Here is a 20,764-nt window from a genome sequence, read left to right as displayed (position 1 = left end):
TGGATATTTGGTGTTACTAGGTTGTTTTGGGATGTTAATATTTCTTGTTTTAGATATTCAAACTAAAGTTAATATTAACTTTTACATTAAATCTATAGTGGCCTTAACCATTAATCTTATTATTAGGGTTCATGATCTCAATAATTTTCAGAGAGCTACCAATGGTTTTGAATACCTTGATAATGGTGTTTTGGTGAAATACTCTCATTCTGATGATTCTTTCAGGTTTATAGAAATATATGATTTCGTTTTAATATTAATGGTTACAATTATCATGATATCGATTTATCAAATTTTGAAGTTTTTAAATAAAAAACAACAGAACGATAAATAAAGGACAGTCACATAATTTGAAAGCCAGCTTGGGAAATTGAGCTGGTTTTCTGATCTTAGTTACTTGGGTATATATAAAATCTTTGGTGTGTCCACATCAATAACCACAGGATCGGGTAAATGGTGTTGTTTTGCTTGGCAAAGGACGAATTGGACTGCGGCTGTTCGGCTCTGGGCCAACCTAACAACCCAATATTCAGTAACACCCCACCAAGACATAAATCAGCAAGGCCACAGGTTGAAACAGCGGCCTTGCTGTGAAATTATTCAGTCCATTGTTTGGCCGCTTTCAAGATGGTGTCGACCCCTTTGAGCAAATCACTTTTTGTTTGGGTGGCGAACACATCGGGGGTGAGGCCCATACCGGGTTCGAAATTCTCGACATCATTGTATTGGCGAAACATCGGGATGCGGGTGGTGATGTCACTGGCTGGTAATTTCATAAAGAACAAGATGCCCGCGGTGGGGCCTTCCACCGAACCGCCGGTGGGTTCACCGAAAAAGTGGTGATGGGTCGAGCTTTGAGCACGAAGTTACGGCCCAGTTATCAGTCATGTTGTTAAATTAAAGGGTGAAGGCCTTGGCTGGTAAGTATGTTTGATGGTGCTTATTTGACTTTCCAATACTTCTGCATTTCATAAAACAGAAAAGAAGCAGACCAAGTGATCAATACCAAACCAGTCAGTGATTCGATGCCCACCAAAAATCGAATGTGGCCAAGGGGCACAATGTCACCAAACCCCAAGGTGGTGAATGTGGTGAACGAAATATAGGTACAATCCAGCCAGCTGCCATCAAAATTACCTTCAAAAGATCCAAAGGCAGCAAACTTCAGTTTCCAATAATAGGCGGTGGCAAATACCCAGACTTCTATGGTGTGGGCCAATAAGGCACCAAACACCCCCAACACCAGGGTAAAGCGGGGTTTGATTTTTAACCGGGGCAATATTCTGGATAACTGGAACAGGAACCCATAATGAATCATCACCACCAATGCGACCACACAGCTGTTGATAAAAGAAACCCAAAAAATCATGACTCAGTTGCCAATAAGTTTTTAAAAGTGGCGCTGATGGCTGTTAATTTATCAGGGTGGTAGGTTTGGTCAGGTAATACATTACCCCAAACCACATCAGGCCAGAGTGGGTCGTTGCGGTGTCTGCCAATCACATGAATGTGTAATTGTTGCACCACATTACCAATGGCAGCAAAGTTGATTTTTTCAGCGCCACAAGCAGATTTAAAATGCCTGCCAATCACGTGGCTGATGGCAGTGATTTCTCGTTGAAGTTGATGGTTTAAGTCACAAAACTCAATTTCATCGGTGTGTGGAATGATGATCAGCCAAGGCAAACTGGCGTTCTTGTGGAGCCTCAAATGACAGTTTTTCCAATCAAACAATGCATGGCTATCGGCTTCAAGGCGGCTATCAACGGTACTTTTCATGCGCCTATTTTACCGTTGAAAAATAAAATAGGGCAGAAAAACCACAGTATTCAGTAGGGCTTAAACAATGCCCAAGCCACAAATTCTGTTTAGGGCATTAAAAAAGGGCCCGTGCTGGGCCCTTGTGTGGGTCAAGTGATTGTTTATAAGTTAAAGCTGAACCAGATGCCGAAGTCACCGTCGCCATGTCTCCAACCATCGTTGTATGGATAGTAGCTGTAGTAGTTGCGGTAAAAATATTCATCATGATAGTCTCTACACCACATGCCTTCATGCCAATGGCCATAACCGTATCCCTGGCGTTCAAAGTAGTGGCCTAAACCACGCAATGGTTGGTATCGGTATTGGTTATTTGAATAAGCGTTGTAGTGATAAAATTGACGGTATTTCTTTTTCCAATAGCGGCGGTTTTGTTTTTTCCACTTTTTATAATACTTCTTAGGGTAGTAATAATTGTGAGAAATGTAACCGTGGTTACCGTAGTTTCGGTGGCTGTTGTAGCCATGATTATCATGGCGGCTGCTGTTATAGTGGCGATTGCTGCTATCAAACCGCCTGTTGTTGCGGTAATCACCATTGAAGCCATTGTTGTTGTGGCTGTATTGATGGTTTCTGTTGTGGTTACCACCGCGGTGTTTGCTGCTATGTACTTCTTGGCGGCTGTTGTGCGCGCCTTGATAATGCTTCTGCTTGATGTTTTTGCGATTGTCATTGAAATGCTTGTTGCTCTGAACGTGATTTCTATGCGACTTGTTTGTATCGTATCGCCCGCCATCTCTGGAGCGATCGGCCGCTGCGGCTGAAAGGCTGAATACCAAAGTGGTTAAGGTCAAATATGTTTTCAAAGATCTCATGGTTGAATCTCCTGTTGTTACTGTGAGATCCAATTTACAGGTTGTGACTGAATCGAAACTGAATGTCTCAAACACGTTCAGAATGGGTTAAGTTTAACCAGCGGTCTTGACTGGTTAAATGTGTGGGCAGTTGTTACAATCTATGGGCTTTTAATTGGTCAAAAGATTATGCGAACCATGGTTTTAATGTCATTATTTTGGGCCTCAGCTTTGTCTGCTGAAGTGTCACTTCATAACCAACAACACGATGAGTTGCTGGTCACCAATGCGATGGTGGTTGTCGGTGTGGGTACGCCTGCCGAAGGACCTTATGACCTACACATCAAAGGTGGGTTGATTCACAACATAATAAGCAGTCGAGCTGATTCAACACTCAGACGCTCTGAAATTCAACAGTTAGACGCCAACGGTGGCTATGTATTACCAGGTTTCATCAACATGCATGCTCACAGCATGTACCAGCGGGCAGGGATGGATATGGCTCAGCCATACCAACATTATTTGTGGCTGGCCAGTGGTATCACCACCGTCAGAGATTTGGGCAGTGATTTGGTTGTAACCTTACAAGAAAGAGAAAAAAGCGCCCAGCATCAAATCATTGCTCCCAGGATTTTTGCTTATCCAGGTATCTGGGGTAACCACAGTGAAAAAGATTTGAAAAAAATCATCGGTGATTACAGTAAACAAGACGTGGACGGCTTGAAGTTTGGCATGATGGACAAGCAAACCTTTGTGGCCGCGTCAAAAATAGCCAAGGCTTATGGTTTAAAAGTGGCCAATCATGTGGGTGTTGAGGACATGAACGCATGGGACAACATCAAAGCGGGCACCACCAGCATTGAACACTGGTATGGCGTACCAGATGCCGCATTACACGGGGTACAGCACTTTCCACCAGACATGAACTATTCCAATGAGCTGCATCGTTTCAGGTACGCCGGACGCTTGTGGCGCGAGGCCGACCAAGACAAATTGAGTGCGGTATTAAAAGGCATGGCTGAAGCTGGCGTGGCTTGGAACCCGACTTTGGTGATTTATGAGGCATCTAGGGATTTACAAAGGGCGACTTCATCGCCTTGGTTTAAAGATTATTTACACCCAGGTTTAGAAAAATTCTTTGAACCCAGCGCCGATTCACACGGTTCATTCTTTTGGGGCTGGACCACCACCGATGAAGTGTTTTGGAAAAACAATTACCAGCTGTGGTTCAAAGCATTGCGAGAATTTTCAAACCAAGGCGGCCTCATCACAGCTGGTGAAGACGCAGGTTATATTTACCAATTGTTCGGTTTTGGTTACTTGAGAGAGCTGCAATTGCACCAAGAAGCAGGGTTTCACCCCTTAGAAGTGTTGAAACATGCCACGGTTAACGCGGCTCAAGTCTTGGGTCAAGGTGATAAATTGGGCCAAATCAGAACCGGCTATGTGGCAGACATGGTGATCGTTAATGGTAACCCGATGGCAGATTTGTCGGTGTTGTGGCCCAGAAACATCAAACCATTGACCGGTGATGACAGTACCGGCGGTATTGTTTGGACCCTTAAAGACGGTATTCCTTATCATGCGCCGACCATGCTGAAAGCAGTCAGAGATCAAGTTAAGGCATCGCGTCAAAAAAACAAGGTTAATTATTTGGTAGAAACAAAATGAAATATTTACACACCATGGTGCGGGTCAGTGATCTGGATGAATCACTGGATTTTTATGTCAACAAAATTGGCTTGGTTGAACACAGTCGACGCGATGTGGAGGCCGGTCGGTTTACCTTGGTTTTTCTGCACGCACCCGGAGATGAATCGGCGATGCTGGAGTTGACCCACAACTGGGATGAAAGTGGCTATTCTGAGGGCAGGAACTTTGGCCATTTGGCTTATTCGGTCGAGAACATCTATGCGTACTGTCAAAAACTGATGGACCAAGGTGTGGTGATTAATCGACCACCCAGAGACGGTCACATGGCATTTGTCAGGTCACCGGATAACATTTCCATTGAACTGCTCCAACAAGGCGATTCATTGCCCATCCAAGAGCCGTGGAAATCAATGGAAAACACAGGCAGTTGGTGACACCACAACAATAGTGCTTAAGCCAAATTTGGTTTTAAAATTCAACACACAAAAGCCATACGCCCTCAGACACGCCAATCTGAATGCTTGTATCAAGATTCAGACAGAGCGGCTAATATGTCATTGGGTGAAATTGGCAAGTGACGCATCCTTACACCAACGGCGTTGTAGATGGCGTTGGCAATGGCCGGAGCAATCACGGTTGTCCCTGGTTCGCCGAGACCTACAGGTGCCTCAGTAGATTCGATGAATTCGATTTCCATCTCTGGTGTATCAATCATGCGCAGCGGTGTGTAGGTGTTCAAATTGCGATCACGCACATTGCTGTTTTCGATGCGGGTGCCTTCATAAAGCGCCATGGACAAGCCCCACAGTGCGGCGCCTTCACATTGCGCGCGTGCACCGTCTGGATCAATCACTGTTCCACAATCAAACACCAACCAAACTTTCTGCACATTGACCACCCCTGAAGCGCGGTCAACATGCACTTTCACGGCGCCACCCACCCAGGTTGGCATGGTGCGAGATTGACCAAAGGTTGTGGCTATGCCAATGGCCGTGTCTTTTTCGAGTTCAGCACTGTTATAGTTTGACAGGGTGGCCACCCTTTTGAGTACCGCCGCTTGGCGGGCTGCGCCCCCCACTGCGTTGGGTGCAGACCCTGCATTGTAGCCTTCGGCAATCAAGTGATCCAACCTGAATGTTAATGGATTGGCACCGATCTTGTGAGCAGCCTCGTCCATAAAACTTTCAACCGCGAAATGGGTCCAGCCTGGCCCAACCGAACGCAACCAACCTGGACGAAATGTCCGGTTGGCAAGGTCATTGGAAATGGGTCGAACCAGTTGAGCGCCTACACTGTACCAGTGATCAGCACCATCGATAGCGAAAGGATCGTATGGCACTCCATTGGTGCCTTTGGGCATGAAGGATGGGACCATGACTTGGGTTGGCCAGCCGGCAGCGGCATGGTGTTCCATTCCAATAATGGATTTTTGTTGGTCAAACGCCATGCGCAATTTTTGTACACTCGGCGATCTGGGACTGTCAAACAGTGCATCATCTTCACGAAACAACACCAATTTGACTGGTTTGCCGCCCATGGCTTTGGACGCCAGGGCAGCGGGGACGGCATAGTCTCCATTCAAACGCCTGCCAAAGCCACCACCCAGCATGTAGGTGCGCATGATGACTTTATTCTCTGCAACAGCCAGTGCCTTGGCCAGGGCAGGCAAGATCAACGATTGCCACTGATTTCCAGTGTGAATTTCCCAAACCCCCTCATCGTTCCGAAAAGCGGTGGCATTGACTGGTTCAAGCTGAAAATGCAGCACAGTAGAAGTGGTGTATTCAGCTTCCAGGCTGCTGCTGGATTGTTCGAAGGCAGTGGCTGTGTCGGTGTTGCCGGTATCCAGTATGGCGCCCACATTGGGGTCGTCAATCAATTGGCGTGCGTGTGCTTGGATGTCGTCCTCAGATACCGCCGCTGTGTCTCCGGCACGCCAGTTAACCACCACTTGTTGAGCGGCTTTTTTGGCGGCCATCAGTGATGTGCCAAGCACCACAACCCAGCCAGGTACCGTTCCAGAAGGGTCATCCAATGGCAATGTTTTCAGATAGCCTTTCATCCCTTCTGCGCCGCTGTCATCAATGGAAACCACGCTGGACCCAATGCGCGTCGGTGGCAACAGAGGCACACCATATACCATGCCTTTGATTTTGGCATCAATGCCGTAAATCGCCTGTCCATTGGTTTTGTTGGCTATATCCAGCGCCGTCACATCTTTGCCTACCAGTCGGAATTCTGAATTGGGTTTGAGCGGCAAGGCTTTCAGTTCGTCTTCAGAAAAACGGCGTGACAGACCTGTGGCTACAATGTCTCCATAGCTGATGGATTTTCCGCCGCCGGTAATGACACCGCCTCGCGCCTGACATTCAGTGGGGTCAATGCCCCATTTTTGCGCAGCGGCTGCTATCAGCGCTGTGCGTCCTGCCGCGCCAGCTTGTCGATAAATGGGCCAACTCTGCCACACCGACCAACTGCCGCCAGTAACCATTAAGCCCCATTTTTCACCGGAATCAACATGGGTGATTTGGACATCTTGCCAATTCACTTCCAACTCATCGGCCAGTATTCGGGCAATGGCGGTACCCACATGCTGTCCCATTTCTGCTCGGATGATATTGACATTCACTTGGCCGTTTTGATCAATCCCATACCACAGTGTGGGTTCAAAAGTCTCACCATCAGTTCCTGTTGGCAAGCCTTCAGAGGAAGACAATGTCATTGCCGCGTGAGCCGGTCCACGAAAACCAAACATGGCGCCTGTTGCCGTCATCGCAACGAGAAAACCACGTCGTGTCAGCTGGGATAAATCGCCCGTTTTTTTAGAAAATTTCTGCTTGAACATAATTTATACCTCCCGTTTGGCTGCGGCCGCTTGGCGGACTGCTTGGCGGATGCGAGGGTAGGTCATACAGCGACAGAGGTTACCTGTCATGACCGCATCGATGTCATCATCGCTTGGGTTGGGAATGTCATTGAGCAAGGCGGCGGCTTGCATGATTTGGCCGGACTGACAATACCCGCATTGCGGAACGCGCAGTGCTTGCCAGGCTGCTTGCAGCGGATGATTGTTTGCTGGATTCAGGCCTTCTATGGTGGTGATTTCCGAGCCATCAACTGAAGCGAGTGTGGTGATGCAGGATCGAGTGGCTTGGCCGCCTACATGTACTGTACAGGCACCACACATGCCGATACCACAACCAAACTTGGTGCCTGTTAAACCAACTTCATCTCTTATGGCCCAAAGCAGAGGTGTGTCCGGCTCGGCGTCAACTTGAACATCGCGTCCATTAATTTTCAGCTTTATCATGTTAATTTCCTCTCTTATATTGGGTTGATTTTCGGATCTCAGTAATCTTTTGCTGCAATTCGGGCCATGGCGTTTTATCGGTTCGGGAGCTGCGCACATAGGCAGCAATCAATGCCATTTCTTGATCGCTCAATGCGTCACGAAATCCTGGCATCACAACACCAGCAATCCCGTCTTGGTTGTCCACACCATCCAACATGACGTGTATTAAATTATCCGGTTGCTTGAGGTGTATGGCTGAATTGATTCCGAGCTCAGGTCGCCCAAGGGCAATCTGTTCTGCATTGTAATGGCATGATGCACAGGCTGTGGCGTAAAGCCGTTCTCCGGTATCCCATCGATGGCTTTGGCGTGGTTTACTTTGTTCAAGGCTGGCAGCGATAAGGGCAGCGCTTGTTGCTTCACTGTCCGCACTGCCCGCTGAATCAGCGAGATAAATACCAATGGCTGTCAGGTCTTTATCTGACAATTCACGCAGCCCAGCATGTACCACGGGTGCCATTGGGCCCACGGCAACACCATGTTGACGGGTGGCTCCTGTCTTTAAATACTCACTGAATTCGGCTGCAGACCATGTCAAAGAAGATTCGTTGTTCGCCGACAAGGCGGGTGCAACCCAGTCATCAATAATGGCTCCTTCGAATTTGTCACTGTTGCGTTCTGCACCAACGGCATTGCGTGGCGTGTGACAGGCGCCGCAATGGGTCACACCTTCCACCAGATAGGCACCTCGATTCCACAGGGCAGATTTTTCAGGATCAGGCTGGTATGGCTTGAGATCCACTGAGATTAATTTCCAACCGGCCTGTAGGTAACGCCAATTCAAAGGAAAGGGCAGTTCATTGTTGCGCTGAGGCACTTGTACTGGTTGAACTTGTGTCATGATATAGGCATAGATTGCAACAATGTCCTGTTCACTCATCTTGGCAAAATGGTTGTAAGGAAAGGCGGGGAATAAATGTCGACCCTCACGATCAACACCTTCACGCATGGCCCGGGTAAAGGCCGCCTCTGACCAGCGTCCAATGCCTTGTTCCCGGTCAGGTGTGATGTTGGTCGAATAAATGGTTCCGAAACCTGTCTCCATGGCATAATTTCCGGCATAGGGCGCACCACCTTGCTCGGTGTGGCAGACGGCGCAATAACCGGCTGCGGCCATCTGACGTCCCCTTTCGATCACTGCTGGATCATAAGTAGGCAGGCTGTTGGCGGCCATCGGCTCTATACTGGGATTGTAAGCGTAAATTGAATAAGCAAGGACACCAAGAATGAGCACCCAAAATATTCTGCCGAGCCATTTTGCAAAGAATGATTTTCGTTTTTTCATCGAGCGTATCCCCATTGATTGATGTTAGCCACAGTCTTCAAGGAAGTGTCCAGATGACCGGTGTTTTGTTGGTGGTTGGTTGTCATTTGTTGAAAGTGAAACTGAAATTCAACAAACTCGTTGAATGGGAAGGCAAGATGATTGAAATGACTAACAAGATTCAAATGAGTGGCAGTGCACATGTCCACCACCAACTCGCCAGCCATGTTGCTGGAATAGCTGCCCAATGTACTCGCATTCAAATCTTTCATGTGTTGCACCTGAAAATTAATATTCAGTGTATATGATTGTACCGTGGGCTTAACAATCTTACGAATAATTATTATACAAATGCACCAAAGGGCTCAATGGTTGGCGGATAGGTGTGGAGGAATCGACAAAATAAGGGTGAAATTAATGCCAGAAACAGCATTGTGGAATACCAAGTCAGTGGATGAGTTACTGAATCAACTCAAAACTTGGTGGTAGAAAATGACGCCCCAAACCAAAACCACAATCACTTGTGACATAAAGACGGCAGCAGAGCCCATGTCTTTGGCCCGGCCAGCCAACTCATGACGTTGCTCACCACAAATCAAATCCACCACCGCTTCAATGGCTGAGTTGATGATCTCAACCAGTAAAACCAACAAGGCTGAGCCAATCAACAAAATCAGTTCGATGTGATTGGTGCTGAGTAAAAAAGCACAAGGTAAAAGGATGATGAACAAATAGATTTCCATGCGAAACGAGGCTTCTGCAACATAAGTCGCTTTCAGCCCCTGCATTGACCAAACAAAGGCCCGAAGAATTTCTTTGGGTCCTCTGAAGCCTGAATCAGGCATGGATTTTAAATACCACGTTGGGTTCTTTGACCGCTTTGACTTCATCCATTCTGCGAACAGGTGTGGTGTAGGGTGCCAGTTTTAACTTGTCAATATCGGTATTGGCTTGTTCTAACACTTTGGCCATGGCAGTCACAAAGGCATCAATGGATTGCTTAGATTCAGTTTCTGTGGGTTCAATCAGTAAACACTCGGCCACCAACAATGGAAAATAAACGGTTGGTGCATGCATATCTTGATCCAACAAGGCTTTGGCCAGATCGCTGGCGGTTAAGCCCAATTCTTTGGCCTGCCTTTTTAAGGTGACAATGAATTCATGACTGGCACGGCGGTTTTTAAATGCCAAATCAAAGCCAACGGCTTCAAGTCTTTTCATTAAATAATTGGCATTTAAGGTCGCAAACTCAGAAATTCTTTGCATGCCCTGTCTGCCATTTAACAAGGCATAAACATAAGCCCTTAAATTAACCCCGGCATTACCCGCAAACGCAGATAATTGACCTATGGTCTTCGGTGCTTCTTGCTCATTCACGAAATAATAGTTGCCATCTTTTTTGCCAACATAAGGGATGGGCATATACGGCAACAGGCGTTCACTCACGCCGATGGCACCGGATCCAGGTCCACCACCGCCATGGGGCGTTGAGAATGTTTTGTGTAAATTCATGTGAATCACATCAAAACCCATGATGCCAGGATTGGTTTTACCTAAAATGGCATTGAGGTTGGCGCCGTCATAATAAAGCAAACCACCGGCTGCATGAACTTTTTGTGCGATTTCTTTGATGCGACTTTCAAACACCCCAAGGGTAGATGGGTTGGTCAACATGATGCCCGCTGTGTGAGGGCCCAATGCGGCTTCCAAAGCATCCATATCCACATTACCGTCTTTGTTTGTGCGAATTTCTTTGACTTTATAACCACACATGATGGCAGTGGCAGGGTTGGTTCCGTGAGCGGCATCAGGTACGATGATTTCTCGTCGTGCAAAATCTTGGCGATCATCATGATATGCTTTGATCATTGCGACGCCAGAAAATTCACCTTGTGCGCCGGCCATAGGTGTTAGTGAAACACCTTTCATGTTGGTAACGGCTTGTAGAATTTGTTGTAAATGATACATACAGGCCAAATAACCTTGCGACAAACTGGGGTGGGCCAAAGGATGGCGAGATAAGAACTCTTCTTTCATTGCCAATGAGTTACAAGCCCTTGGGTTGTATTTCATGGTACATGAACCCAAAGGATAAAAATTAGTATCGATAGAAAAATTCTTTTGGCTCAGCTGAGTGTAATGCCTGACCACATCTAATTCACTGGCTTGAGGCATGCCCAGCCGACTACCACGCTGAAATTGTTCAGGTATCAGGTGAGTAACATCAACTTCATTAGGGGATTGTGCAGTGGCAGTTCTGCCTGCTTTGGACTTTTCAAATATCAACATGACTTAGCCTTTAAAAATCATAGTAAAAAGAAACATGGTAGTTCCTACCAGGTGCATCTAAACCGGAAGCATGTTCGCGGTATTTTTTATCAAAAATGTTTTCAATACCCAGCCTGACTTGGCTGTTAATACTGTGCTGCCAGCTAAAGTGGGTATCATATACCACAAAACCACCTGTGCCAAATGGATTGATTCGGGGGTCTGTTAAATCCCTGGAACTTAAACGATCTTGGGTGTCTGCATAGCGAATTTGTGATCGAACACCCCAGGTGTCATTCAAGTCTTGTTGATAACCGATCACACCAAAAGTGGGCGGAATTCGATCAGCAGGGCCGGTGCCGTCTTGGGTTTCTTCGGTACCATGGGTGTAGGTTAAGTTGGCAAATAAATGGCCGCCGTTATCAAAGTAATAATTCAATTCACCTTCTATGCCGTAGGTATCCACTTCGTTGATGTTTTGTGATTGAACCACTGCCAATCCTTCAGTGGTCACTGCGCCAGTTTCTACCGAAGTGATGACGTCTTGATACCTGGCGACAAAAGCCACCAACTCGGCTTGCCAACCGTTACCTGCATGCTTGAAACCAATATCAAATGAAATCACAGATTCTGGTTCTAAATCGGGATTGATGACATTAAATCGATTGCCTGACCGTTCTCCTACCTGGCCCAGGTCAAAAATATTGGGCGGTCTGAAACCACGACCTATATTGATAAACACACGGTCATTGTCATTGATTTTATATAACCAACTGGCATGCCAGGTTAAATCAGTCAAGTTCAATTGATCATTGGCGATGTCGGGGCTGTTGAGGTCGATGTCATAGTGACTGAAACGCAATCCTGTGGTGATTTCATGATTGCCATAATATTGATGCCAGTCGGCAAATACAGCCGCTTGTCGCAGGCTTGATTCATCTGGGTATCTGGACTCTCTGGGAATGTCTACACCATCAGAGCTGACCCGTTGTCTGGCACTGGATATGATGTCTACATAAGTTTCGACACCATAAACCAGCATGCTGTTATCAGTCATGGCTTTGTTCCAATCGGCTTGAAAGGTGAATAAGTCACTGTGGTTTTGTTCCGTGTCGGTGCGATCACCCGATAAGGGTTGGCTGTAGCGGTTGTCAGTTATTTTTTGATAGGCCAAATGATAATTGGCCATGTCAAACCAATCAGTTGGTGATGCAGAGGTGTATTTTAAATGGGCAAACTGGCGTTCATTGGGTTGAAATAAATACACCTGAGATTCAGCTTCGGTTTCACCAAATCCAGCAACCAAATTATCCACCCTGGGGGTGGCTGGTTGGTGGGTCAATTGCACATCAAACACCCAGTGGGTCATGTCAGACGTATTGAATACCCATTTGTTGTTAATAGACCGTGAAGTATAGGCGGTGCTTGGAATGGTTTGACCTGATCCGGTTTGACGTTGTCCAATGTCTTGATAACTTAAACCAAAAGTTGAAGCTATTTTGTTGTTACCAAAATCTCCCCCTACATGGCTGATCCATTTTTCGTCAGCGCTGTCCCATGACGTGTATAGCTGTCCAGTATAGTCCCATTCAGGACTGTAAAACTCAGGGGTGTGGGTTAATACATTGACCACCCCTCCCAGGGCGTCACCACCGTACAGTACCGAAGAAGGGCCGCGGACCACTTCAATTTGCGCTGTCATGAACGAATCCACCAAAGCCAAATATTGATTGGGTGCATTGCGAAAAAAAGCGGTGTTTAAACGCATGCCATCAACCAAATGAACATTGCCCGAACCTTTCAAGCCACGGATGATCGGCACGGCTTGGCCAGGCGTGGTTTGTTGAATGTATACGCCAGATTCTTGGCGCAGTAAATCGGGCAGCAATGTGTTGGGTTTGTTTTTAATTTCATCGCGAGTGACTACCGAGACTGCCGAAGCACTGTCATTGGTAGCGGTGGCCGTTTTACTGGCAGTCACCTGAAGAGGGGACAACGACTCTATCCTTGCTTGTTGTTTTTGTTCTTCTTCATCGGTTTCATTCTGCTCTTGGGCATGAACTGAAGTTACCAACATCATTAATACAATGATTCTTTTCATGGTCAGTGTTTCGGTCAAAGGCTGGGTAATTTACTACGCCACAAAGGCATAATCAATATCCGTTAGTCACTGATTGTTATTACTTGAAAAATAGTGGTGGTTTCTGAACAGTAGCTGAATAAAAGGTCGAATTCAACAAGCTTCGACCTTCTTTTTTACTCTACTTCTTTATACTTTTTAATTTCGTTTACGGTTAACACGTAAGCTTTGCGTGCTTTTTCAATATTTTGCATCACATCTTCTAGGTTTTTTTCTATCGCAGCGGCTTCAATTTTTTTACAGAAGTGGCTGAAACCAGTGGCGCCAATATTGGCCCCAGTTGATTTTAAAGTGTGCGCAATTTGTTTGGCTTGTCCAAAGTCCTGGGTCTGGGAAAATGTTTTCAATTGGTTGAGCATTTCGGGTGATTCTTGTTGAAATAAATCCAACAGTGAATTGGTTTCATTGCCCATAAAGGTTTTAATTTCTGCCAATGCCTTGACGTTCAGCCATTTGGGATTAATGGTGGTTTCGTGTTGTAAGCTGACTTCTGGCTTGTTGACGGCTTGTTTGCTTTGTTTAACCGCAGCAAAAGGATCCCATTTCTTTAAAGTTTTTTCTAACACATAACGATTCAATGGTTTGGACATGTAATCATCCATGCCTGCTTCCAAACATTTCTCTTTGTCGCCTAACATGGCATTGGCAGTCATGGCAATAATCGGTGTGTGGTTCAGTTGGTGGTTGTCTTCATATTTACGGATGCGTTTGGTACAAAAATAACCATCCATAACAGGCATTTGACAGTCCATAAGAATGAGTCTATACCTGGTTTTTTTGGCTTTATTTAGAGCCACCATACCATTCTCGGCGACATCAAAAGGAAAGCCGATGTAGTCGATGAGCTTCTGTGCCACTTTTAAATTGACTTCATTGTCTTCAACCAACAGCACCGTTTCAGAGATGTTGCTTAAGTCAGGCTGTGTATTTGACTCGGTGTCTGACGCCTCAGTTTGATGGTCGGTTTGTTCAGTTTCTGCATCATCATTGCTGCTATCCCGCTCTTCTTGTTGTTCATCCAACTCCATGACTTTTTCTGGGGCAAAACGACGTTCAAATTCACCCACAAGTAGTTCAATGTCTTTGTCTGGCTTAATGATTTGAATGTTTTTGTATTGTTTAACACCAGCAATGTGTTCACCCTTGGTGATGGCACAAATCCAGACGTCATCCAATTCACCTTTTTCAACCAACATTAAAATTTGACGCAATGTTTTTGCATTGGTATCAAAATCAATAAACAGCAAGGTGGTCTTACCATCTTGAATGCCTCGGGCTGCTTGAACCCGAGAGATGGCATGTTGATAGTTCAAAGAAGTTTGGACCGGTAAACTGAGTTTTTCTAGGTTGTTTTGTATCGATTTAAAAAGTGTTGGGTTGGTGTTGATCAGAATTGCTTGGTGTTGATGAACCTCGGTACCGCCATCGAGGGCGCCACCTGCAGATTTAGTAAATGGCACTTCAAACCAAAATGTACTGCCAACGCCTTTTTTTGATTCAACGCCGATTTGTCCTTTTAATAATTCAACAATTTTTTTACTGATGGCCAGACCTAAACCGGTGCCGCCGAATTTTCTGGTGGAAGAGTTGTCGCCTTGGGTAAAGGCATTGAATAATTTTTCAATGTGATCGGGTGCAATACCGATTCCTTGGTCACTGACAGAAAAACGAATCAACTCATTGGTGGCAAAGTTTTTGACCTTTTTGACTTCAATGGCAATGCGTCCATGGTCCGAAAACTTGATGGCATTCGACAATATATTGGTTAACACCTGACGAATTCTGATTGGATCACCACGCAACAGCGGATTGATTTGATCATCGAATTTTAAGGTAACTTCTAACCCTTTGCGTTCAGCACTGGGCTTAAGGCTGTCTAACACCTCATCAACCACTTTGTTGAGCTTGATGCCAGTGACTTCGATGGTCAGTTTGCCGGCTTCAACTTTTGAATAGTCCAACAAATCATCAATCAATTTTTGCATTTGAGTGGCAGAGGTGTGCGCGGTATTGAGGTAGTCACGTTGAAAGTCGTTCAACTCAGTGTCCATTACAATATCAATCAATGGAACTATGCCGTTTAATGGGGTGCGAATCTCATGGCTCATGGTGGCTAAAAATTCCATTTTTGCCATTTCAGCAGCCGATAAATCAACTTGTAAATCCTTGATTTCAGCCCTGAGACTTTTTACTTCGTGTTTGGCATCTTCGGTTTTTTTAACTTGTTTGGCCAGGCTAGATGGCAATGGATCATTTTTCTTGGCTTTGACTTTCTGCGTTTCAGACAAGATCAGTTTTGCTGCCAACAAAAGAAAGGCTGTGGTTAAAACAAAGAGCAAAGCAAACATCAAAGGTGACGTTAAACCAGTGGTTTTGGCTGGCTGTAATACCAGTAACACGGCCAAAGCCAAGATGGGTGCCGCGGTGGCTGCTGCGGTGTTCTTAAGGTTCAAATTGGCAAACAACAACACGCCAGTTAACCACAGTAAGGTTAATGTGGTGAATAGGGTGGTGTGGGTGTTTTCAATCAGCCAGAAACTTGTCGCTAATAACAAACTGGCGATAATTGGTATGGTTCGGTTGACCTGGGCTTCAACAATTTCGTCAAATCGATCTTTAATAAAGCGCAAAGAATAAATCCATCCGGTCATCATAACCAAGGAAAAAATCATTAAAGAAACCAGAAATTGTCCAGTTTCAGATATGCCCACAATGAGCATCAACAGTGACAGCAGAAACAACAGCATTTTATTGTTTTGTAAGTGAATCATTCAGTACCCTCTTAATACTCCTTTGTAAAATTCTTCAAAAAGACGCCTGTGAAGAATTTCGACCATATACAAAGGATTGTATCTAATTATCAGACAGGTCGGAAGATATTTTTAATGCTTTAGGTAAAAATCAACTGTAATTATTTGATTTTGGTTGTATTTTTTCAGTTGATATCAGTTTGATTCCAGCAGTTTGATGACTTGTGCCTTGGCTGCAGAGAAAGAAAACCATTGTTTAACATTTTCTAAACCACCTTTTGATACTTGGCTCCACAGCGCTTCATCTTGATATAAACGAATCACCGCCTGGGCAAACTGCACAGGGTCATCTGCCATCATCACGTCTTTTTCATGGGTGGTGTACATGCCTTCAACCGCCACTTTGGTGCCAACCACAGGTTGTCCGTGGCTCATGCTCATATTGACTTTGCCTTTGACGCCGGCACCAAACCTCAAAGGTGCCACAGCCACACGAACTGATTCCATGAAAGGATCTATGTCCTCAACAAACCCATGAAAATCAATGGATGGGTGTTGTCCCAAATCTTTGATTTTTTGCGGGGCTTTGGAACCAATCACATGCAACTTAATTTCGGGCAAAGCAGCACAAATCACCGGGAAGATTTCGTCAACAAACCACAACAAACCATCTACATTGGGCGTGTGCTGATAACCGCCGATAAACATGATGTCTTGGCGTTTGTGAAAACTGTTTTTGTTGCCAAATACCTCATGAATGTTGGATAAAACATCAACCTTAAGTTCAGGCATCTCTTGCGCCAAAACGTCTTTCTCATGAGGACTGACCACCAATGTTAAGTCGCAAGCTTTTGCCACGGCAAGCTCAAGAGATTTGGTTTTGTTGGCAGATTTAATCAGTTGTGGGTCTGCAGCGATTTCAGCCATACGAAGTTCACGCAGGTAATGTAAGTCAACCGTATCAAACCATAAGGTGGCCTTGGCACAATAGCTGCGAATGGATGACATCAATGGTTTTGCAACATAATAACGGCTTAAAATAACCACATCAAAAACATGGCCTTTGGCTTTGAGGTAGTCGATTGGGGTGTTGTATTTAGGTGCATAGACACACTCAACGCCCAGTTGTTGGAGGTTGGTGGTGTATTGGTCAAAATGGGCCATATTTTCAGGAATGAAGCTGACTTGATAATCCAATTCTTTGAATATTTGTATCAGGTTCAGCATCCGCAGAGAACCAGAGTCTTGGTCTGGTGTGGGGGTGCATGCATCCAGTATCAGCACTTTCTTCGGCTGGTTTTGAAACCGCGCCAACTCAATGTCGGTATTGGGCAAGGGTTGTTTTTTCAGTGCGGATTGCCATTTATTTAAAAACTTTTCTTGGTTAATCACTTGGTATTTTTTGGTACCTGAAGTCAAGTCAGTCCCTGATGAAATGCCTTCAAAGTGAATCACTTGACTCAAGGGTTGGTAATAGACTTTTTTACCAACAGACCTGATGCCAAATGCCAAGTCGGTGTCTTCATAATAAGCGGGTTTATACCGTTGATCAAACTGACCCAGTTCATTAAAAAGTTGTTTTTCAATCATGATACTGGCACCGCTGCAGTAAGAGACTTCACGAACGTGCTGGTACTCAGGTTCATCGGGTGAGCCGAAACGACCATAATTCCAACCAGAGGCGTCTGCAAAAACAATCCCCCCGGCTTCTTGCAGTCGACCATCTGGATAAATCAGTTGTGATCCAACCAAGCCGGCATCAGGCTGTGTTTCAAAGGTTTTAGTCAATTGATCCAACCACCCAGGCAGTACTTCGGTGTCATTGTTTAAAAACAGTAAAAACGTGCCGGTTGCCATTTGTGCACCGGTGTTACAAGATTCAATAAAGCCGCCATTTTCAGGTTGAGTGAATGCGGTAATTCCTGATATTTTCTTCAATTGAATGGCAGTGTCATCAGTTGAACAATCGTTGATAACAATGATTTCAAAAGGTGTTTTGTCTGCTAGACGCGCCAATGATTCTAAGCAATGGTAAGTGTGTTTGAACTGGTTGTAGACTGGAATGATCACACTGACCACTGGGTTTTCAGCGGTTTGCATGGTCAATGGCAGATAGTTTTCTGTGACAGCATGAACGGCAATCTCTGCTGTAGTCGTTGGTGGTTTTTTAAGCTTGTTGCTGGCTAGTTTTGCAGTGTCTTTTAACCCCCTGGTTTTTAGGCTGTTTTTGACCCTTTTGGGTAAGCCTAGTAATTGCGACAATCTGAACTTCACTGCGTTCCTTTTGTGTCTTGCATAAGTGGTAAACCGCCGCAAAGGCGCCGTGAATCGCCACGACCGACTGTTTAGCATGCTTTGAATCTGATTTTCTTTGGCTGCAACTTGGGTTTTGGTTTGTTCCAAAACTTCACGCAACTGATTGTTGTTTGCAAGGCTTTGATTCAACTGCTTGTTGATGGTTTCGATTTTATCGGCCAGTTGTTCAGCTTGTAACTGGGTGTCTTTCAAATCGGTGTTCAAACGGTCTTTTTCTTCACGGGTTAAATCCAGGTTTTGTTCTAAATGGGTGATTTGCTGGTTCAACGCTTTGGCCCATGTTACTTTTTCTTCAAGGTCTTGCTCTAAGCCAATCAGCTGGTTGTTTAATCGGCTGATCTCAAGGTGTGAGGTTTGCGCCAATTGAGCCAGTGGATTGGGTTGGATGTTGCCATTGACATGGTAAGAAGAACCGTCCAAAAGAAATTTTTCAAGGATCAACTCAAGCTGTTCAGCATTTTCTTTGAGCGTGGGTTGCTTGATGATTTTTGATGCATCACTGACTTGTATCAATAAATCTGCATCAGCTTTTAATTTCAAGATTCTATTGACTATAGATTGAGCGTCCGGATCTTCTAAAAAACCAGTTTGGTTGTTTTTGATGCGATCTTTGAACGCGCCAACTCGGGTGGCCAAAACCGGCAGTCCCAACATTTGTAACTCTGATAAGGTGTAGCTGAATGTTTCAGAAGTTACTGAGCATAACAAGGCCAACTGAGGAGCCAGCTTTGACACAATTTGATGCAATTCGGTTTGTTTATAATCCTTAATCACCTTAACCCGTGGATAGGCTTCAAACAAGGTTCCAGCCTGGCCAGTTCCTAACAACACAAATTCAATTTCATGGTTGGACTGTATGGCTTCAATGCACTGTATCAGCAGCTCTTGTCCTTTGGGTTGACTGATTCGTCCTAGCACCATTATCTTAAAAGGGTTCGCCTGATAATGGTAGTCAATGGCTGCGATTGAATTGATGCCGTGAGGAATCAATTTCGCGTGGTCATAACAGGCTGAGTGGTCTAGCTTTTTTAAGTTGTCAATCACCGACTGATTGGGTGCGATCACCGTGGTTTTTGGCCTGGTAAGTAATTGGTTGGTGTTGACCTGCCAGGCTTTGAGTTGACTTTTACTGATTTTGCCCAGTGGTTCCTCTGGGGATTTTTCAAGTGCGGCATCGATCATTGATTGATCAACTGAAGTTGAATCTAGCTGGGCATTTAAGCTCGGCCAATGAGGAAAGTAGTCATGCAGCACCCTAAAGGTTGGCAAACCGGTGTCCAAACAATCCATCGCATGACCAATCAATGAGGACACGTAAAGGGATTTGATGTCCCAGTTACTGATGATGGTTGTTAAAATATGTTTGTATTCGGGGTGTGATTCACAGGTGGCCGTTATCGGCTGGCTTAAATGAAATTCTTCGATACAGGGTGCCTTGACGTCATTCCAATACAACTTGAGCTTTTCACCATGACGCTGGCGAAAAAACTCACCTTCACTGACCAAAATAAAATGGTTCAGTTTGGGATGTGATGCAATAAAATCGTCCACCCATTTTTGCACCCCACCGCCCCAGTCCATAATCACATGTAAGACATTGGGTTGCTGATTCAGACCCGGGTATTGCAACAACGACCATGGTTGGTTGTATTGAATCAATTGCCATTGAAGTGTGGCCAGTGGGTGGGCAGGTAATGGTCGTTGGTCGCCAACTTCAGGCCCAGCAGCACCTGTAATGACTTGTGTTTGATTGGGCAAATCGACCAACAGGTTGTTGGCGACATAAATCGTTCCGGATTTAGATAAATGCGATTTATTGCGCACTGAAAAAGCATGTTTGTTGATCACCGAAGCCACGAATGTCCCTGGGGGTTGCAGCATAAAAATGGCGTGATCAAGTTCATGGTTGTCGCCGTGAAATTCACTGTTTGCTGCCAAGGGTGACAACGCAAAAATGTCAGTGCTCAGTGCAGTGACGGTGTTGATTGATTGGTTGTTTTTGAACGGTTCAGTTAAACGGCGCAACCAATGATTTGGTCGCTGGGCTTTGGCATTGACGATGACGATGAGTTCATCATCAGGGTATTTATCATTGATTTGATCGAACAAAGCAGCGTCACACTGTTCATGTGTCGTGTGCCATTGTGAATCAGCCTGCTTATTTTCAGCGCTGTTGTAAAATACCTGATGAACATTCTTTAACATCCGCGCATTCTACCAAAAATACCGCCCTCAGGTGCTGAGAAATGAAAAGCAAAACCGCTAAAAAGCGTCCAATATTGTCGACAGGCTTTTGTGTGGTTTAATTTGCGTTGACTAAAAAGTTTGTTTGGGTGGTGTTTTCGTCAGAACTTGATGTTGTTTGGCTGATATAAATAACCATTGGGTTCAATGAATATAAAATCTCAT

General features: G+C 45.2%; 15 protein-coding genes. 2 read left to right on the top strand and 13 right to left on the bottom strand.

Features of this window, described 5'->3' with window-relative positions:
* Positions 1 to 596 precede the first annotated feature (596 nt).
* From CCS90_RS00930 to CCS90_RS00915, 4 genes are all read right to left on the bottom strand, one after another.
* Positions 597 to 809 carry a hypothetical protein gene (locus CCS90_RS00930; RefSeq protein WP_099017636.1) on the bottom strand — a complete coding sequence of 71 codons (213 nt, stop codon included), beginning with the start codon at positions 807 to 809 and terminating at the stop codon, positions 597 to 599.
* Positions 810 to 940: 131 nt separating this feature from the next.
* Entirely contained in the window at positions 941 to 1,369 is a 429-nt protein-coding gene (locus CCS90_RS00925; RefSeq protein ID WP_246026988.1) for an ion channel, read from the bottom strand.
* Positions 1,366 to 1,779, bottom strand: coding sequence for an HIT family protein (locus CCS90_RS00920; protein WP_099017635.1), 414 nt, complete (start codon positions 1,777 to 1,779; stop codon positions 1,366 to 1,368). The genes CCS90_RS00925 and CCS90_RS00920 overlap by 4 nt, the downstream gene beginning before the upstream one ends.
* 143 nt (positions 1,780 to 1,922) lie before the next feature.
* Positions 1,923 to 2,633 (bottom strand): hypothetical protein, encoded by a 711-nt coding sequence (locus CCS90_RS00915; RefSeq protein WP_099017634.1) that lies wholly within the window; start codon positions 2,631 to 2,633, stop codon positions 1,923 to 1,925.
* A gap of 186 nt (positions 2,634 to 2,819) precedes the next feature.
* On the opposite strand from CCS90_RS00915, the gene CCS90_RS00910 reads away from it, so the two are divergent.
* Together CCS90_RS00910 and CCS90_RS00905 are read left to right on the top strand one after the other, a co-directional pair.
* On the top strand, positions 2,820 to 4,283 hold the full coding sequence (locus tag CCS90_RS00910; protein ID WP_162846739.1) for an amidohydrolase family protein: 1,464 nt from the start codon (positions 2,820 to 2,822) through the stop codon (positions 4,281 to 4,283).
* On the top strand, positions 4,280 to 4,699 hold the full coding sequence (locus tag CCS90_RS00905; protein ID WP_099017632.1) for a VOC family protein: 420 nt from the start codon (positions 4,280 to 4,282) through the stop codon (positions 4,697 to 4,699). The genes CCS90_RS00910 and CCS90_RS00905 overlap by 4 nt, the downstream gene beginning before the upstream one ends.
* A 92-nt stretch (positions 4,700 to 4,791) precedes the next feature.
* Here CCS90_RS00905 and CCS90_RS00900 read toward each other — a convergent pair whose 3' ends face one another.
* The 9 genes from CCS90_RS00900 to CCS90_RS00860 all read right to left on the bottom strand — a co-directional run bounded on the left by CCS90_RS00900 (position 4,792) and on the right by CCS90_RS00860 (position 20,560).
* Positions 4,792 to 7,110: a xanthine dehydrogenase family protein molybdopterin-binding subunit gene (locus CCS90_RS00900; RefSeq protein WP_099017631.1), complete on the bottom strand. Its 2,319-nt coding sequence runs from the start codon at positions 7,108 to 7,110 to the stop codon at positions 4,792 to 4,794.
* A 3-nt stretch (positions 7,111 to 7,113) separates the two neighbouring features.
* Positions 7,114 to 7,575: a (2Fe-2S)-binding protein gene (locus tag CCS90_RS00895; protein ID WP_099017630.1), complete on the bottom strand. Its 462-nt coding sequence runs from the start codon at positions 7,573 to 7,575 to the stop codon at positions 7,114 to 7,116.
* A 1-nt stretch (position 7,576) separates the two neighbouring features.
* Positions 7,577 to 8,902 (bottom strand): cytochrome c, encoded by a 1,326-nt coding sequence (locus CCS90_RS00890; RefSeq protein WP_099017629.1) that lies wholly within the window; start codon positions 8,900 to 8,902, stop codon positions 7,577 to 7,579.
* Entirely contained in the window at positions 8,899 to 9,153 is a 255-nt protein-coding gene (locus tag CCS90_RS14830) for a hypothetical protein (RefSeq protein ID WP_133566432.1), read from the bottom strand. Before CCS90_RS14830 ends, CCS90_RS00890 begins: the two co-directional genes overlap by 4 nt.
* A 195-nt stretch (positions 9,154 to 9,348) precedes the next feature.
* Positions 9,349 to 9,726 carry a diacylglycerol kinase gene (locus tag CCS90_RS00880; RefSeq protein WP_099017627.1) on the bottom strand — a complete coding sequence of 126 codons (378 nt, stop codon included), beginning with the start codon at positions 9,724 to 9,726 and terminating at the stop codon, positions 9,349 to 9,351.
* Positions 9,719 to 11,170 (bottom strand): aminomethyl-transferring glycine dehydrogenase subunit GcvPB, encoded by a 1,452-nt coding sequence (gene gcvPB, locus CCS90_RS00875; protein WP_099017626.1) that lies wholly within the window; start codon positions 11,168 to 11,170, stop codon positions 9,719 to 9,721. Before gcvPB ends, CCS90_RS00880 begins: the two co-directional genes overlap by 8 nt.
* A 10-nt stretch (positions 11,171 to 11,180) precedes the next feature.
* A complete protein-coding gene (locus CCS90_RS00870; protein WP_099017625.1) occupies positions 11,181 to 13,250 on the bottom strand; it encodes a TonB-dependent receptor plug domain-containing protein in 2,070 nt (689 codons plus the stop codon).
* A 155-nt stretch (positions 13,251 to 13,405) separates the two neighbouring features.
* Positions 13,406 to 16,060, bottom strand: coding sequence for a hybrid sensor histidine kinase/response regulator (locus CCS90_RS00865; protein ID WP_099017624.1), 2,655 nt, complete (start codon positions 16,058 to 16,060; stop codon positions 13,406 to 13,408).
* Between the two features lie 174 nt (positions 16,061 to 16,234).
* Entirely contained in the window at positions 16,235 to 20,560 is a 4,326-nt protein-coding gene (locus CCS90_RS00860; RefSeq protein ID WP_099017623.1) for a glycosyltransferase, read from the bottom strand.
* Between the last annotated feature and the right edge of the window lie 204 nt (positions 20,561 to 20,764).

Source organism: Marinicella litoralis (assembly GCF_002591915.1).
Classification (GTDB): Bacteria; Pseudomonadota; Gammaproteobacteria; order Xanthomonadales; family Marinicellaceae; genus Marinicella; species Marinicella litoralis.
The sequence above is the reverse complement of the archived record's forward strand: the minus strand, read 5'-3'. Positions and strand labels throughout refer to the sequence as shown.